A 14,859-nucleotide genomic window follows, 5' to 3' on the forward strand; every position below is an offset into this window, starting at 1 on the left:
GACGCAGGGCGCGTTTCCTGTTTTGCTCGGTCACGCTCGTGTCCACTCCTGCTCGCGTCAACCCGACAAGGCTAATACTCTTCTGTGGCCCCAATGGGGTAGGGCCGCCTTGTCTGCACGCTCGTCATTGAGCGCGCTGAGTTGGGCTATTTGGAGTTCACGACCACCGAGCTGATGTTGTCCGCGTTGGCGGTTGCCGCGTTCAGCGGGGCCATGAGCTTGATGAATTCGATCGACGGCGATTCCGCCACCGAGATCACGTCGTGATCGCGCATCCTGAACGTATCCGCCTGGAACCAGCCGTCCGGTTTGCTCATGTCGAACTTGTAGACGGCAGGGACCGACTTGGTCGGGAACTGGGATACGGCGATGCCGATCCTCTCCAGCAGCGGCTTGGGCTCGAAACGGTAGACGTAGATCGACTTGGAGTCCGCACGGGCGCCGTCGAGACCGCCTGCCTTCGCGATGGCTTCAGCCAGCGACATGTTGTCGTTCTCGAACGTGAAACGACGGTTGTTGGTGCCGCCGATCGATCCCGGAGACGGCGTCGAACCGAACACCATGTAGACGCGCGGAATGCGGGTCAAGAAGACGACGTCGCCTGGAGCGAGCAGCGCGTCCTCGTTGGGGTTGTGCACGACCGAGGACATCGTCTCGCTGTAGGTGCGGCCCTCGCGCTTGATCGTGATCGTGCTCTCGTAGGACGGATATTTCGGGCCGCCGGCGCGCGCGATCGCGCCCATCAGGCGAATCCCGCCCGGATCGACCGGGAAGCGGAGCGGCGAGTTGACTTCGCCGAGCACGCTGATCTGGTTGCCGCGCTGTTCCGCCACGCTCACGACGGCCTGCGGGTCGATGGCGCGGTCCTTGAGACGCTCGCGGATGATGTTCGACACGGCGCGCGGCGTCAGCCCTGCGACCTTGATCGATCCAGCGTAGGGGATGTTGATGTTGCCGGACTGGTCGACCTGCTGGCGCGGAATGTCGACGAAGTTGCCCGGTCGCACGCCTGCTTCGCGCGGAATGAACAGGCCGCCTGCCTGCGCTTCATATACGGTCACGGTGACGATGTCGCCGATGCCGATGGTGACGTCGCGGTAGTTGCCGCCGGGGAGGCGGGAGAACACCATTCCAGCGGAGTCCGTGAACGCGTTGGTCGCCTGCAGGATCGCCGGATTGACCGGCATCAGGGCATAGGCGAGCGGCGCGGTCGGCTCGGTGATCAGCGCTGCATTTGTTTGCGTCGCGACGGCATCAGGAGCGTCTAACGGAATGAAGCCACCGCAACCCGTCAAGGAGAAGTTGATCGCAGCAGCGGCCAGGATTCGGCTAATACCGAAATCAAAATCAAAACGTTCGGTCTTAGCCACCACTATTCCCTCGCACTCATCTAAAATCGGAATCACCGTACAAATCCCGTGCTGCGGAGTCACTGCTACGTCTTCGACTTTATGGTAAAGCACTTGTGGCTGTGACCTTATTGCCACTTGTGAACGTGGATACACGCCGAAATCTCTGTCCAAAATTTGTGCGGAACATCCTCTTAAATAAGCAGTTCGCAAACCATACATACACGTGTCAGATCGATGTCACGATTGAGACTGCGATCGAACCAATGAGCAGCGCGCGGCGACGGACATGCAGATGCGACGGCATTGTCGCGAGATGACATCGCCATGAACTTCAAGTGTTGGATCCCGTCCTGAGTGATCCTGCGTTGTGTTTTCGTCGTCCTGCGGCGGGCATGGCGCCAGACCGGACGTTCTCGCCGGGTCATCGGACCAATGTTTCTGCGACGGGATTCCACCTCCGTTAACGCTTAGATTTGGAAGCTGGCGTCACGCTGGCGTCCGTAAGGTCTTCCTAATCCTGATCCGGCTAGTGGTCGGCCAAACAAAAGGAAGGCGAAGACGATGTTGCACACCGGATCACTGCTGTTCGCGGCCGGCTTTCTCACCTGCGCGATGATCGTCGCATCGGCCATTGCGTGGTCGTTCTCCGATAAACGCGTGAATGACGGCGAGTTCGCGCAGGGCGATGCCCGCCGGCTGGCCTGATCAGCCGGTCGCTACGATCGCAGATTGTTCGGGAAATCGGACTGCAGCTTCGCTTGCTGCCCGGATTCGCTCATCCGCACATGCACGACGTCGGCATAAACCTGACTGAGCGTGCGGTGGGTCTGTTCGATGTCGTAGAGGCGGGTGAAACGCTCATATCCGGCACGGCCGACCGCAGCCAGGTCGAGCCTGGTTGCGCGTTGAAAACCTTCAACCAGCTTTTCGGCCGAGACTTCGTCGCACAGCACGCCCGTCGCATTGTCTTCGACGATTTCGGGTAGGGCGCCGATGCGGAAGGCAATGATCGGCTTACCCGCCCGCATCGCCTCGATTGCGACCAGGCCAAACGCCTCCCAGCGCGAGGGAATCGCGACCATGTCGGCCTGGTCGAGCTCGGCCTCTATCTGGTTGCGGTTCATCCAGCCCAGAAAAGAGACGTTGGAGGGCAGATCGCTTCTGCGGAATTTGCTGACGACCGAGGCGCCGATCAGGCGCACGTCGAGCTTGTCTCCGAGCGCGCGCGCCGCCTCGATCAGGAGATCGTAGCCCTTCTGACGGTCGAGGCGCCCGATGAAGAGGACCTTGATCTTCTCCGACCGCCATTGCGCTGCGCCCTTGTCGAGCGCAGGACGCTGCTTGGAAATCCCGTTGTGCACAAGAACCAGGCGATTCGCCGCGATTCCGACCTGCTTGGCGTCGGCCTGCTCGCTTTCCGAGATGCAGACGATGCGATGGGTGAATTTCGACAGCGCGAGCTCGGTGAACTTCGTCACCTCGCGGCTGAGGCGGCCGGTTTCGCGGCCGAAGGCCCAGCCGTGCGGGCAATAGACGATGCGCGAGCGCCGATAGGTGAGCCAGAGCACCGGGCGCACCACGAGCCCGGCGAACGACGAGTGCAAGTGGATGATGTCAGGACGAAGCTGCCTGACCGCGCGCATGGTCGCAAACAGCATGCGAAACAGGCCGACCGCGTTGCGTCCGTCGCGCGGAAACGTGGTGACCGCGTCGTCCTCGATGTTCACCAGGTCGCTGCGATGGTCGGAGGGAACGACATAGTTGACGTTGCCGGGACCGAAGCTCGCGCTCTGGTGCGGATGCAGCTCGTTGAGGTAGGTCGCGATGCCGCCACGGACCGTTTCGGCGACATGCAGAATCTTCAGGCCGCTGGACAACGGTCATTCCTTCCTTGTCTTGAAGGCGCCAGATACTGGAGACGCCGGATCTTGCAGACGCACGTCTAACCTCGCTAAGCAGCAATAATCGGGCCGCGTCATTGTTTCGCACGGACGGATGTGGATCGGGATGCCGGTTTGGCGAGGAATTCGAGCATCGCTGCGGCGGACTTGGCCCAGGAATATGTCATAAGGCGCTGCCGCTGCTTCTCCTGTTCCACCGGTGAGATCCTGCCGAGTTCAATTCTTTCGCGCATCCGCGCCGACAGCTCGTCCGCGTCGAGCGGATCGAAATAGACGGCGGCATCGTTGCAGGTCTCGCGCACGGCATCGGCGGAACTCGCGATCACCGGACAGGCGAAGAACATCGCCTCAAGGGGAGGCACGCCGAATCCCTCATAAAGGCTCGGAAACACGAATGCGGCGGCCTGGGAGAACAGCGCTGCAATCTCCTCGTCCTTCAGGCGCCCGGCGATGACGACGCCGGACCTCGATTCCGTGGCCGCGCCTCCGAACACTTTGCTGTTATCGCCTCCGACCACGACCAGCGGAAAGTCGGCGCGGCCAAGCTGCTCGGCGGCGCGAATGGCCGTATCGACATTCTTGTTCTTCGTCATCGAGCCGACGAAGAGGAAGAATTGATGGGGCGCAAGACGCAGCTTGTCGATGATCGAGAAGTCGGGCGCGACGGTCGCGAAATGTTCCGCGCTGTTCGCAATGACGGGGATCGAAGCCGGATCCAGCGACAGCACCTCGGCAAGTTCGTTGCGTGAAAACGCCGAAACTGTTGCGATCGTTGCCGTGCGCGCCAGCAGATGGCCGAGCGTCCGGTGCAGGGCGAGGTAGCGCCAGCTGAAGAAGTCCGGCCGCCGGAAAACCTGCGCGTCGTGAATCACGACGAGATGGTCGCGGTGGAGTACAGGGCCGGAATTGGCGAGGCTGACGAGACGGGTGCCGGCCGCAGCGCGCGCCAGATCGATCTGGTCCCACGCGTGCCCCTGCAAAGATCCGATCTGCTTGATGGCGATGCGGCGAAGACCTGGAAGCGTCTGCGCATTCGGCGGCGCAAGGATTTGCCACTCTGCATCCAGCAGTTGCTGCGGAGCCTCTCCGCTCGCGAGCAAGCGGTCCATCGCCTTGACGATCTCGGCGGCGTAGCGCTGCACGCCCGTGAGCGATTGTGACAGGAACCTGCCGTTGATGGAGAGTTTCAAAGTCGATCTTTTTCTTTGCGGGTTCTTGCGCGAACAATGCCCGAAGACTGAGCATCAGGCGCCGAATATACGTCCTATGACGTCTAGCACATGTGGCGCTATCGTCCGAGCATCCTTGCAGGCGGATAGCATGCGATGGTGCATGACGCCATCATGTTTCCTACACATTTCGATGCGCTTACATGGGCCGACTGATTTGATGATTGTCGTGACTGTCCAAACCTTGCCTCTCATGTCCTGGTCTGGCAATGCTCCGCGGAATGAACGAGATGACAACCTTGCGGCCAGTGATCGTTACCGGCGCTGCCGGCTTTATCGGAATGCATGTTTGTGAACGGCTGTTGGCACGTGGCGAGCAGGTCGTCGGCATCGATGCAATCACTCCGTATTACGATCCCGCGCTGAAGCGTGCGCGTCTCGCAACGCTCGAACACCATCCAGGGTTCAAATTCCACAAGATCGATCTCGCAGACTTCGCCGCTGTGACGCGCGTCTTCGACGAGGTCTCGCCCGATCGCGTCGTGCATCTGGCGGCGCAGCCCGGCGTGCGCGCGTCGATCGACGATCCCATCACCAGCATCCGGGCCAATTGTGACGGCTTTGTCACCGTGCTCGAAGCCGGCCGGCGCCATGGTCTGGCGCATCTCGTCTACGCCTCGTCGAGTTCGGTGTATGGCGCCAACCGCACCTTGCCTTATTCGACCGAGCATTCGGTGAACCATCCGGTCAGCCTTTACGCCGCAAGCAAGAAAGCCAACGAGCTGATGGCGCATACCTTTGCGCATGTTCACAAGCTGCCGGTGACCGGGCTTCGCTTCTTCACCGTCTACGGCCCGTGGGGCCGGCCCGACATGGCCGCCTATCTGTTCACGCGCGCGATCTTCGCGAATGAGCCGATCAGGATTTTCAATAAAGGCGACATGTGGCGCGACTTCACCTATGTCGACGACATCGTCGAAGGGGTGATCCGCACCCTCGATCGGCCTGCGGCGCCGAATCTCGCGTGGAATGCCGAGCGGCCGGAAAATTCTTCGAGCTATGCGCCGTATCGCGTCTACAACATCGGCAACAACAGGTCGGTCAACCTGATGGAGTTCGTCGAGACGCTCGAGAAGATCATCGGCAAGCCGGCGATCCGCCAGCTGTTGCCGATGCAGGCCGGCGACGTCCTGGAGACGCGCGCCGACATTTCCGCGCTCCAGCGCGACGTCGGCTTCTCGCCGTCCACGTCGATCGCGGATGGCCTCGGCCGCTTCGTCGAATGGTATCGGAAGTACCACGGCGTCTGATTCCGCGGGCGACGGCACCTGTGTGTCGCCCGGGAATGCCGGCTCTTAAGCCGGTTCTTGCGCTGGTTCTTGCGCTTTTGACCGCCGGCGGCCTTGTCAGCGGGCGCGAACGGTGGTTATCCCGTCCCTCTGAACCTCTTTGACCCCGAACCAGGCGCGGGCCCATGGCTGAGCGGATCGCTCTCATCACCGGCGTGACCGGTCAGGACGGCGCCTATCTCGCCGAATATTTGCTGTCGCTCGGCTATGTCGTGCACGGCGTCAAGCGGCGCTCGTCCTCGTTCAACACCGCGCGCGTCGATCACCTCTACCAGGACCCGCACGTCGGCAACGTGCCGTTCCTGATGCATTACGGCGACATGACGGACTCGACCAATCTGATCCGCCTGGTGCAGCAGATCCGGCCGACCGAGATCTACAATCTCGCCGCCCAGAGCCATGTCGCCGTCAGCTTCGAGAGCCCGGAATACACCGCCAACGCCGACGCCATCGGCGTGCTGCGCCTGCTGGAAGCGGTCCGCATCCTCGGCATGGAGAAGGAGACGCGGTTCTACCAGGCCTCGACCTCCGAGCTCTACGGCCTGGTGCAGGAGATCCCGCAGAAGGAGACCACGCCGTTCTATCCGCGCTCGCCCTACGGCGTTGCAAAACTCTACGGCTACTGGATCACGGTGAACTACCGCGAAGCCTACGGCATGTTCGCCAGCAACGGCATCCTGTTCAACCATGAGAGCCCGATCCGCGGCGAGACCTTTGTGACCCGCAAGATCACCCGCGGCGTCGCGCGTATCGAGGTCGGGCTGGAACAGACGCTCTATCTCGGCAATCTCGAAGCCAAGCGCGACTGGGGTCATGCCAGGGACTATGTCGAGGGCATGCACAGGATCCTGCAGGCCGACAAGCCCGACGACTTTGTGCTCGCCACCGGTGAGATGCGCTCGGTGCGCGAGATGGTCGAGCTGTCCTTTGCGCATGTCGGCCGCCGCATCGCCTGGCGCGGCAAGGGTGTCGAGGAGACCGGCGTCGACGAGACGAGCGGCAAGACCGTGGTGAAGATCGATCCGACCTATTTCCGTCCGACCGAGGTCGATCTCCTCGTCGGCGACGCCAGCAAGGCGCGCGAGGTGCTCGGCTGGACGCCGAAGCGCAGCTTCGCCCAGCTCGTCGAGGAGATGATGACGAGCGACCTGGCGGAGGCAAAACGGGATGCGGCCAGTGGCAAACGCACCGTTTGAGCTGAGGGGCAAGACCGTCTATGTCGCCGGCCATCGCGGCATGGTCGGAGCCGCGCTGCTGCGCCGGCTGGCGCGGGAGGACGTGCAGCTCGTCACGGTCGACCGGCGCGAGGTCGATCTCTGCAACCAGGCCGCCGTGTTCGACTGGTTCGCCAAGACGCGGCCGCAAGTGATCTTCCTCGCCGCGGCCAAGGTCGGCGGCATCGTCGCCAACGACACGCTGCGGGCCGAGTTCATCTACGACAACATCGCGATTGCCGCCAACGTGATCCAGGCCGCGCATCTCAACGGCGCCGAGAAGCTGATGTTTCTGGGCTCGTCCTGCATCTATCCGAAGCTGGCGCCGCAGCCGCTGCGCGAGGACTCGGTGCTATCAGGTCCGCTGGAGCCGACCAACGAGCCCTATGCGATTGCCAAGATCGCCGGCATCAAGATGGCGGAGGCCTATCGCAGCCAGTATGGCAGCGACTTCATCAGCGTGATGCCGACCAATCTGTACGGCCCCGGCGATAATTATCATCCTGAATTGAGCCACGTCGTCGCCGCGCTGATCCGCCGCTTCCATGAGGCAAAAGTCGCAGGCGCGAAGAGCGTCGTCGTGTGGGGCACCGGCACGCCCCGGCGCGAGTTCCTCTATGTCGACGACATGGCGGATGCCTGCGTGCACCTGATGAAGACCTATTCGAGCGCGGAGCTGGTCAACATCGGCACCGGCGAGGACATCACCATCGCCGAGTTCGCGCGCGTCGTGGCCGCCATCGTCGGCTACGGCGGCGAAATCAGTTTCGACACCTCGCGTCCCGACGGAACGCCGCGCAAGCTGCTCGACGTCAGCCGTCTCGCAAAGCTCGGCTGGCGCGCGACGACCTCGCTCGAGGACGGCGTGAGGCGTGCATACGAGGCGTATCTGTCGCATACGTAGAATGCAACCAATGCATGTCGCGTATTTCAGGAGATGACCGCAACGCCTGTCACGCGCGGCGGTTAAGGTTTATTCGGTTCGCGAAGCAACCTGCCCTAATGTTGGGCGTGCGGCCGGATACAGAAATGGTCTAGGGTGTTCAGTGGAACATCCGTCTTCAACGGAAAGAGTTTTTCATGCGAATCGCGATGATCGGAACGGGCTATGTGGGACTGGTGTCCGGAGCCTGCTTTGCGGATTTCGGTCACGACGTCACCTGCGTCGACAAGGACGAGAAGAAGATCGCGGCGCTTCATCGCGGCGAGATTCCGATCTACGAGCCCGGCCTCGACGAGCTGGTCGCCACCAATGTGAAGGCCAAGCGGCTCGACTTCACCACCGATTTGTCGAAGCCGGTCGCGGACGCCGATGCCGTCTTCATCGCGGTCGGCACGCCCTCGCGCCGCGGCGACGGTCACGCCGATCTGTCCTATGTCTACGCCGCCGCGCGCGAGATCGCGCAGTCGCTATTGGGCTTCACCGTCGTCGTGACCAAGTCCACCGTCCCGGTCGGCACCGGCGACGAGGTCGAGCGTATCATCCGCGAGACCAACCCTTCGGCCGACGTCGTCGTCGCCTCCAACCCCGAATTCCTGCGCGAGGGCGCGGCGATCCGCGACTTCAAGTATCCCGACCGCGTCGTCGTCGGCACCTCCGACGAGCGCGGCCGCAAGGTGATGGGCGACGTCTATCGTCCGCTGTCGCTGAACCAGGCCCCGCTGATGTTCACGGCGCGCCGCACCGCCGAGATGATCAAATACGCCGCGAACGCGTTCCTCGCGACCAAGATCACCTTCATCAACGAGATCGCCGATCTCTCGGAAAAGGTCGGCGCCAACGTGCAGGAGGTCGCGCGCGGCATCGGCCTCGACAACCGCATCGGCACCAAGTTCCTGCACGCGGGTCCGGGCTTCGGCGGCTCCTGCTTCCCGAAGGACACCAAGGCGCTGATCAAGATCGCGCAGGACTATGACGTGAGCTTGCGCATCGTCGAATCCGTGCTGGCCGTCAACGAGAACCGCAAGCGCGCGATGGCGCGCAAGGTCAGCCAGGCGCTCGGCGGTAGCTTGCGCGGCAAGACCATCGCCGTGCTCGGCCTCACCTTCAAGCCCGACACCGACGATATGCGCGATGCGCCGTCGATCCCGCTCGTCACCGGCCTGATCGACATGGGCGCGACGGTCAAGGCCTTCGATCCCGTCGGCATGGAGCAGGCCAAGGGCGAGCTGCCGAACATCACCTATTGCGAGGACGCCTATTCCTGCACGCAAGGCGCCGATGCGCTCGTCATCGTCACCGAATGGGTGCAGTTCCGCGCGCTCGATCTCGGCCGGCTGAAGGCGACCATGACCCAGCCCGTCGTCGTCGATCTCCGCAACATCTACCCGCCCGAAGAGATGCAAGCCGCCGGCTTCACCTACGAGAGCATCGGGCGATCGTCCCAGGCCTAAGCTGGTCGTTTGAAGTTCGGGTTCGCCCGCCTCATCCTGGGGCGGGCGAAATCGTTTCTGATGCGATATGATCCGGTCGCATCAGGTCGCCGCGTTTGGCCTCGTTGCCGCGATGGAGATTGTCATGACCGACGACACGCACACGATCCGCAGTGGCGGGCTCACCGCGACCATCAAGGCACACGGCGCCGAGCTGTGCTCGTTGAAGAACGGCAGCGGTGTCGAATTTGTCTGGCAGGCGGGGCCGGCCTGGCCACGCCACGCGCCGCTGCTGTTTCCGATCGTCGGGCGTCTCGCCAATGACGAAATGCGGCACCGAGGCAAGACCTACCGGATGACCCAGCACGGTTTTGCGCGCGACAGCCGGTTCGCGTGGGTAGAGCGCGGCGAGAACCGTTGCACCCTGGCGCTCGAAGACAGCGAGACAACGCGCGCGCTCTATCCGTTCGCATTTCGCCTGACGGCCACCTATGCGATCGACGACGCCGGTCTCGATCTCTCGCTCACGGTCGTGAACACCGGCAAGGAGACATTGCCGGTGTCGCTCGGTGGCCATCCCGCCTTCAACTGGCCGCTTCAGCCTGGAATGTCGAAGGAGAGCTACGCGCTGACGTTCACGAACGAGGAGCCGTCTCCGGTTCGCCGTGTCGAGGGCGGACTCCTGCTCGCGGCAACGGATCCGAGCCCCGTCAGAGGCACCGTGCTTCCTTTGTCGGAATCCCTGTTCACCAATGACGCCGTCATCCTCGACCCCGTCAACAGCCATGCGGTCCGCTATGCGGCCGGGCAGGGGGCCGGGCCCTGGCTCAAAATGTCATGGCGCGGCTTTCGCGAGCTCGGCGTCTGGTCGAAACCGACAGGCGCGCCGTTCCTCTGCATCGAGCCCTGGCGCGGCTATGCCAGTCCCGTCGGTTTCGAAGGCAAGTTCAGCGACAAGCCGGGTCTGATGCACATCGCGGCCGGCGCGAACGAAGAACTGTCGTACCGGATCGAGGTCGGGTCGTCCTGAGGCAGGCCTTCGCGTGCCTGTGGCTCTCAGACCTCGATCCGCGTGAGGTCCTCGCCGAGCACGACAGGACCTGCGTAGTCTCGGCGGACGTCCTCGAGAAGTGCGTTCAGCATGGCATCGTCGGTGCGCGGACGGTGATGGGTCAGCGCAAGCTTCTTGACGCCGGCCTTGGCGGCGATCTTGCCGACCGTATCTCCGCAGGCGATCGTGTATTTCGCGAGCCGGCGAAGATGGTCGTTGTTGATTTCAGGCGTTGTGAGAAAGCAGCACTGCACCAGTAGGTCGGCTCCTTCAGCCAGCCGCTCGAGACCGGGGCAGGGCACCGTGTCGCCGGAGATCGCTATGACCTTGCCCTCGGCTTCGAAGCGAAAGCCGAGACACATCCAGCGCGCGAGAAACGCCGGCGACATGTCGAGACCGTCGCCATGTGAGACGAGCTCGGCGCTGATCTTCCAGCGACCGGTGTCGAGGATGGGGCCGGGAATGATGTCCGTCGCGACGACCGGCTTCCAGCCGCCAAAGGTCGGCTCGCCCTGATCCCGCCAGGCGATGTCCTTGTCGTAGACCTGTGTGATCAGCGTGTTGACGAGCCGTTCGGTATCGGGCGGACCGTAGATGCGCAGATCGTCCTTGCGTCCATGCATCCACGAATTCAACATCACGTCGTAGAGGTCGCCGATGTGGTCGAAGTGGTGATGGGTGAGAAAGACCGTGTCGATGGCGCCGAGCGGCTCGTCGGCTTTGTGGAGCTGCACCATGACGCCGCGGCCCGCGTCGAACAGGATATTCTCCTCGCCGAGCCTGATCAGCGTGGTCGTCGCCATGCGGCGCGGGTCCGGGCGTGGGCCGCCGGTGCCGAGCAGTATGACTTCCATGGCGCCTACTCCAGCGTGAAGCCGGTCGACCTGATCACGCCGCCCCGGCGTGTCTGAGGATCTTTCGTTGCGTACTTTAGATTCGAGCGCGTCAGCTAGACAAGTCGCGCGTCAGTGCAGACCGGCCGCAGTGGCGGCGATGGTCGGTCGGATCGTCGAGCGGCCCGATCCCGCGGACGTCAGGCGATGCGCAAACTCCTGCGCGCGCCGTTCGACCAGATGCCAGGTCGCGCGTGCGACGAGATAGCTGAGCGCGGCGGTGACGGCATAGGCGATCAGCAGCGAGACCAGTCCGTCCGTAAGCGGCCAGATCTGGCGCAGGCCGTAGATCACCGCGAAGTGCGACAGGTACATCGAATAGGAGTTGCGGCCGATCGCCTCGATCGGCCGGCAGCGGATCGCGAGGCGGATGCAACCTGCAACCAGCGCGCCGAGCACGAGGTTGATCATCAGGTAGTTGAATTCATGCGAGCCGGTCGCGCGGTCGGCGATGAAGGACAGTACGATGAAGGCGGCGAAGATCGCTGCGTCCGACTTCGCAAAGCCGTCGCGCAGCGAGAAGAACAGCGCGCATCCCACGAGGAAGACCGGCAGCTGGTTCAGGAAGCTGATGTGCAATGCGTTCCACACGAACGCTTCGTGGCCCGGACCATAATAGGCCGAGAACAGTGCGAAGGCCCACGGCTTGAACAGGCAGACATTGAAGAGATGCAGCGCGATCGCGAGCGCAAGATAGAGGCGGCGGCGAGATCCGAAGGCCGTGATCACGAAGGGGAAGGCGAGATAGAACGTCATTTCCGCCGCAATCGACCAGTCGCCCGGCACGACGCTGTTGACGCTGTCCGGCCAGAAGCCGTGCAGGAACGTCGCGGTCAGGATCACCTGGAGCGGCCCGACGCCGTTGGGCGCGTTGTAGCTGGGACCCGTGCCGTTGACGGCGAGGTAAACCGGGATCGCGAGCCAGAACAGCGGCGCGATGCGCAGGAAGCGCCGGATGTAGAATTTGCGCGTCGGGTCGGTTTCGGTGCGCTGCGTCCACATCAGGCACATCGTCATGGCGCTGACGAAGTAGAACACGTTGACGCCGGTCCAGCCGCACATGAAGTCGAAGTCGACGGCGTGGATCTTTGAAGGAAAGGATTGTGAGACGTGGATCGCCATCACGCCGACGATGGCGAGGCCGCGCAGGACGTCGAGCGTGTGAGAACGGCCGAAAGGCGTTGCACCTTGCGCGGTTCGTTCGGCGGCCAACCGGGCCTGCCCCTGCATCACGCCTGCTCCGTGGTTTCGCATCTGCAAGCGGAGACTATAGAGGCGCGGCCGACTGTTTCGAAGCCGAAGCCTTTCTTTACGTTAACCAGCGGTTGAGTCCGATGCCGAATGTGCGGGATCGGCGGTGTCGAGGGGCCTAGTCGGCGCTCGCACGAGCCACGCCGGCATGATGATGCGCGCGATGAGAACTGTGGGGCAATTCATACTTAATACGCCAATACCATGACCAATATTGTTCGGGCAGCACAACACGCCTAGTATTCCAGCAGGCAAATTTCGGGGGCTCGAATAAGTCGTGAATGTTCGTTCACAGGACAGTGCGCTGCGCGACGACTTGAACTTTCAAGCCGCGCCACAAGCACACAGGACATCCAACAACGTGGTTGATTCCGCACGTCAGGAATTAAGGCCTGCCGGCCGCGAACGGCTGATCGTCGTCGAAGACGATCCCGTGACGCGGACGATGCTGGTCGGCTATTTCAGCGAGAACAATTTCGACGTGGTCGGCGCCGGCTCCTGCGCGGAATGCCGCCAGGCGCTGCGCTCGCGCACCGATCTCGTCTTCCTCGACGTGCAGTTGCCCGATGGCGACGGCTTCGAGCTCGCCAAGGAGATCCAGGCGATCAGCAACGCCGGCATCATCTTCGTGACGCGCCGCGACACCGACGTCGATCGCATCCTCGGGCTCGAGATCGCCGGCGACCATTACGTCACCAAGCCGATCAATCTGCGCGACCTGCTGGCGCGCGCGCGCAGCGTGCTGCGGCGGCGCTCGATTGACCGCAAGGCGGCGCGCAACCACAATTCGATCGCCTTCGGCGGCTGGATCATCGACCTGACCCGGCGCGAGCTGCTCGCCAGCGACGGCAAGCCGGTGGCGTTGACGCGCGCCGAGTTCGACCTGCTCGCGGCGCTGGTCGGCGCCGACGGCCGGCCGCTCAGCCGCGATTATCTGATCGAGGTCGTCAGCAACCGCCAGGCCGAGGTCGATATCCGCACGGTCGATGCGCTGGTGGCGCGGCTGCGCCGCAAGCTCGTCGGCAGCGGCACGCCCGTGATCGCGACCGTCACCGGCGTCGGCTACAAGCTCGCGCTCAGCGAGCGGCTCTAGCCTCAACCGTCGAAAGCTCCGATCACCCTCGCGCCTATCGCGCGCGGGCGCTCTGGTCCGTCGATGTCCTTTGCGCCGCCAAGGCCAGCTGGTCATCGACCGCATACAGCGTGCAGGTCGGCGACCATTTCATGCAGGCGCTAAGCGAATCGCGCCGGGCGTCGTCGGCGGTGGTGCGCCCCGAGCGCCAGCCGTAACCGCCGTTCGGCGACACCGCAAAAGCCTTGTGTGGCATGGTGCTGGCGAGGTAGCGCGAGAATTCGGCGCGCGCGGCCTCGTTGAGCTGGCCCGGCGGCGGCAGCGGATCGGGAAGGCTCAGGATGTCATGGCCGAGCCCGCGCTCGCGCAGGAAGGCGTCGAGATAGGGCGTCCATTGCGGGCGGCCCACCACCGAATAGAGATAGTGGCCGTCGTCGCCGTAAGGCGACGCCGCAATGAATTTCGCGTGACCGCCATTGCCGCGAAATCCGTCATAGAGGCGGCGCGCGAGATCGGGACCGAAGAACGAATCATTGGCCGCATAGACCCACAGCATCGGCACGCGCGATGTCTTGCCGAACGTGGCGAAGGCCTGCACCAGCCCATTCTCGTTGCAGACGTCGTCGTCATCGCGCGAGCCGCGGCCGCCGGCAAAGCTGATCGCGGCGATTAGACCCGGCGGTGCCTGCGCGGTCAGCGCGACGGTGGCAAGCCCGCCGGCGGAATGGCCGGCCGCGATCATGCCCGATGTCGTGACGTCGGCCCTGCGCCCCATCGCATCGATCGCCGCGCGCAAATCCGCGACCGCAACCGCCGCCGCCGGCAGATAGGCGGCATTCGCGCAACCGCCGACGCTGTCGACGCGCCCGCCGGGCGAGGTGCCATAGCCGCGCCGCATCACGATCAGCGCGGCAAAGCCGCGCCGGGCATATTCGAGCGCAATCCCGTAATATTTGTGCGCCGACATGGTCGCGCGATCGTCGAAACTGCGCGGCGAGCCGTGGCTGAGCAGCGCGAGCGGATAGCGCTTCGTTCCGGCGGGCCGGACCAGAAAGGCCTCCAGCCCCTGCGGCCCGGCCTCCGTCATCGGAATGCGCAGGTCTTCCGTGTAGAACTCCGCGGCCATCGCATTGGGCACGATACCAGCCGTCGCAAGCCAGGCCATCAGAACAACCAAGAGCCTGTGAAACAGCGTCATGCCCCGACTCGAAAAAGCCCCGATCGGAAGGACCAT

At 63.4% G+C, this 14,859-nt stretch carries 13 protein-coding genes; 7 read left to right on the plus strand and 6 right to left on the minus strand.

Annotated elements, in window-relative coordinates:
- Positions 1 to 146 precede the first annotated feature (146 nt).
- The gene (locus tag J4G43_RS13040) at positions 147 to 1,370 is read right to left on the minus strand and encodes a polysaccharide biosynthesis/export family protein (protein WP_225004849.1); all 1,224 of its coding nucleotides are present in this window, start codon (positions 1,368 to 1,370) and stop codon (positions 147 to 149) included.
- A gap of 543 nt (positions 1,371 to 1,913) precedes the next feature.
- On the opposite strand from J4G43_RS13040, the gene J4G43_RS13045 reads away from it, so the two are divergent.
- On the plus strand, positions 1,914 to 2,057 hold the full coding sequence (locus J4G43_RS13045; protein WP_166084269.1) for a hypothetical protein: 144 nt from the start codon (positions 1,914 to 1,916) through the stop codon (positions 2,055 to 2,057).
- A gap of 11 nt (positions 2,058 to 2,068) precedes the next feature.
- Here the strand turns inward: J4G43_RS13045 and J4G43_RS13050 are convergent, their stop codons facing one another.
- Together J4G43_RS13050 and J4G43_RS13055 are read right to left on the minus strand one after the other, a co-directional pair.
- Positions 2,069 to 3,229, minus strand: coding sequence for a glycosyltransferase (locus tag J4G43_RS13050; protein ID WP_208085040.1), 1,161 nt, complete (start codon positions 3,227 to 3,229; stop codon positions 2,069 to 2,071).
- Positions 3,230 to 3,327: 98 nt separating this feature from the next.
- Entirely contained in the window at positions 3,328 to 4,443 is a 1,116-nt protein-coding gene (locus J4G43_RS13055) for a glycosyltransferase family 4 protein (RefSeq protein ID WP_166350079.1), read from the minus strand.
- 269 nt (positions 4,444 to 4,712) lie between these two features.
- On the opposite strand from J4G43_RS13055, the gene J4G43_RS13060 reads away from it, so the two are divergent.
- The 5 genes from J4G43_RS13060 to J4G43_RS13080 all read left to right on the plus strand — a co-directional run bounded on the left by J4G43_RS13060 (position 4,713) and on the right by J4G43_RS13080 (position 10,388).
- Positions 4,713 to 5,732, plus strand: a complete 1,020-nt coding sequence (locus tag J4G43_RS13060; protein WP_208089312.1) for an NAD-dependent epimerase — start codon at positions 4,713 to 4,715, stop codon at positions 5,730 to 5,732.
- A gap of 164 nt (positions 5,733 to 5,896) precedes the next feature.
- Entirely contained in the window at positions 5,897 to 6,967 is a 1,071-nt protein-coding gene (gene gmd, locus J4G43_RS13065) for a GDP-mannose 4,6-dehydratase (RefSeq protein WP_208085041.1), read from the plus strand.
- Positions 6,948 to 7,889 carry a GDP-L-fucose synthase gene (fcl, locus tag J4G43_RS13070; RefSeq protein ID WP_408581423.1) on the plus strand — a complete coding sequence of 314 codons (942 nt, stop codon included), beginning with the start codon at positions 6,948 to 6,950 and terminating at the stop codon, positions 7,887 to 7,889. Before gmd ends, fcl begins: the two co-directional genes overlap by 20 nt.
- A gap of 176 nt (positions 7,890 to 8,065) precedes the next feature.
- On the plus strand, positions 8,066 to 9,379 hold the full coding sequence (locus tag J4G43_RS13075; RefSeq protein ID WP_208085042.1) for a UDP-glucose dehydrogenase family protein: 1,314 nt from the start codon (positions 8,066 to 8,068) through the stop codon (positions 9,377 to 9,379).
- Between the two features lie 124 nt (positions 9,380 to 9,503).
- Positions 9,504 to 10,388: an aldose 1-epimerase family protein gene (locus tag J4G43_RS13080; protein ID WP_208085043.1), complete on the plus strand. Its 885-nt coding sequence runs from the start codon at positions 9,504 to 9,506 to the stop codon at positions 10,386 to 10,388.
- A gap of 26 nt (positions 10,389 to 10,414) precedes the next feature.
- Here the strand turns inward: J4G43_RS13080 and J4G43_RS13085 are convergent, their stop codons facing one another.
- Positions 10,415 to 11,263 (minus strand): MBL fold metallo-hydrolase, encoded by an 849-nt coding sequence (locus J4G43_RS13085; RefSeq protein ID WP_208085044.1) that lies wholly within the window; start codon positions 11,261 to 11,263, stop codon positions 10,415 to 10,417.
- 111 nt (positions 11,264 to 11,374) lie between these two features.
- The gene (locus tag J4G43_RS13090) at positions 11,375 to 12,532 is read right to left on the minus strand and encodes an acyltransferase family protein (RefSeq protein WP_208085045.1); all 1,158 of its coding nucleotides are present in this window, start codon (positions 12,530 to 12,532) and stop codon (positions 11,375 to 11,377) included.
- Positions 12,533 to 12,830: 298 nt separating this feature from the next.
- Between J4G43_RS13090 and J4G43_RS13095 the strand changes: the two genes are divergently transcribed.
- Entirely contained in the window at positions 12,831 to 13,646 is an 816-nt protein-coding gene (locus tag J4G43_RS13095) for a response regulator transcription factor (RefSeq protein ID WP_208085046.1), read from the plus strand.
- A gap of 34 nt (positions 13,647 to 13,680) precedes the next feature.
- On the opposite strand, the gene J4G43_RS13100 is transcribed toward J4G43_RS13095, so the two are convergent.
- On the minus strand, positions 13,681 to 14,823 hold the full coding sequence (locus tag J4G43_RS13100; protein WP_208085047.1) for an alpha/beta hydrolase family protein: 1,143 nt from the start codon (positions 14,821 to 14,823) through the stop codon (positions 13,681 to 13,683).
- Positions 14,824 to 14,859: the final 36 nt, after the last annotated feature.

It is taken from the genome of Bradyrhizobium barranii subsp. barranii (assembly GCF_017565645.3).
Taxonomy (GTDB): domain Bacteria; phylum Pseudomonadota; class Alphaproteobacteria; order Rhizobiales; family Xanthobacteraceae; genus Bradyrhizobium; species Bradyrhizobium barranii.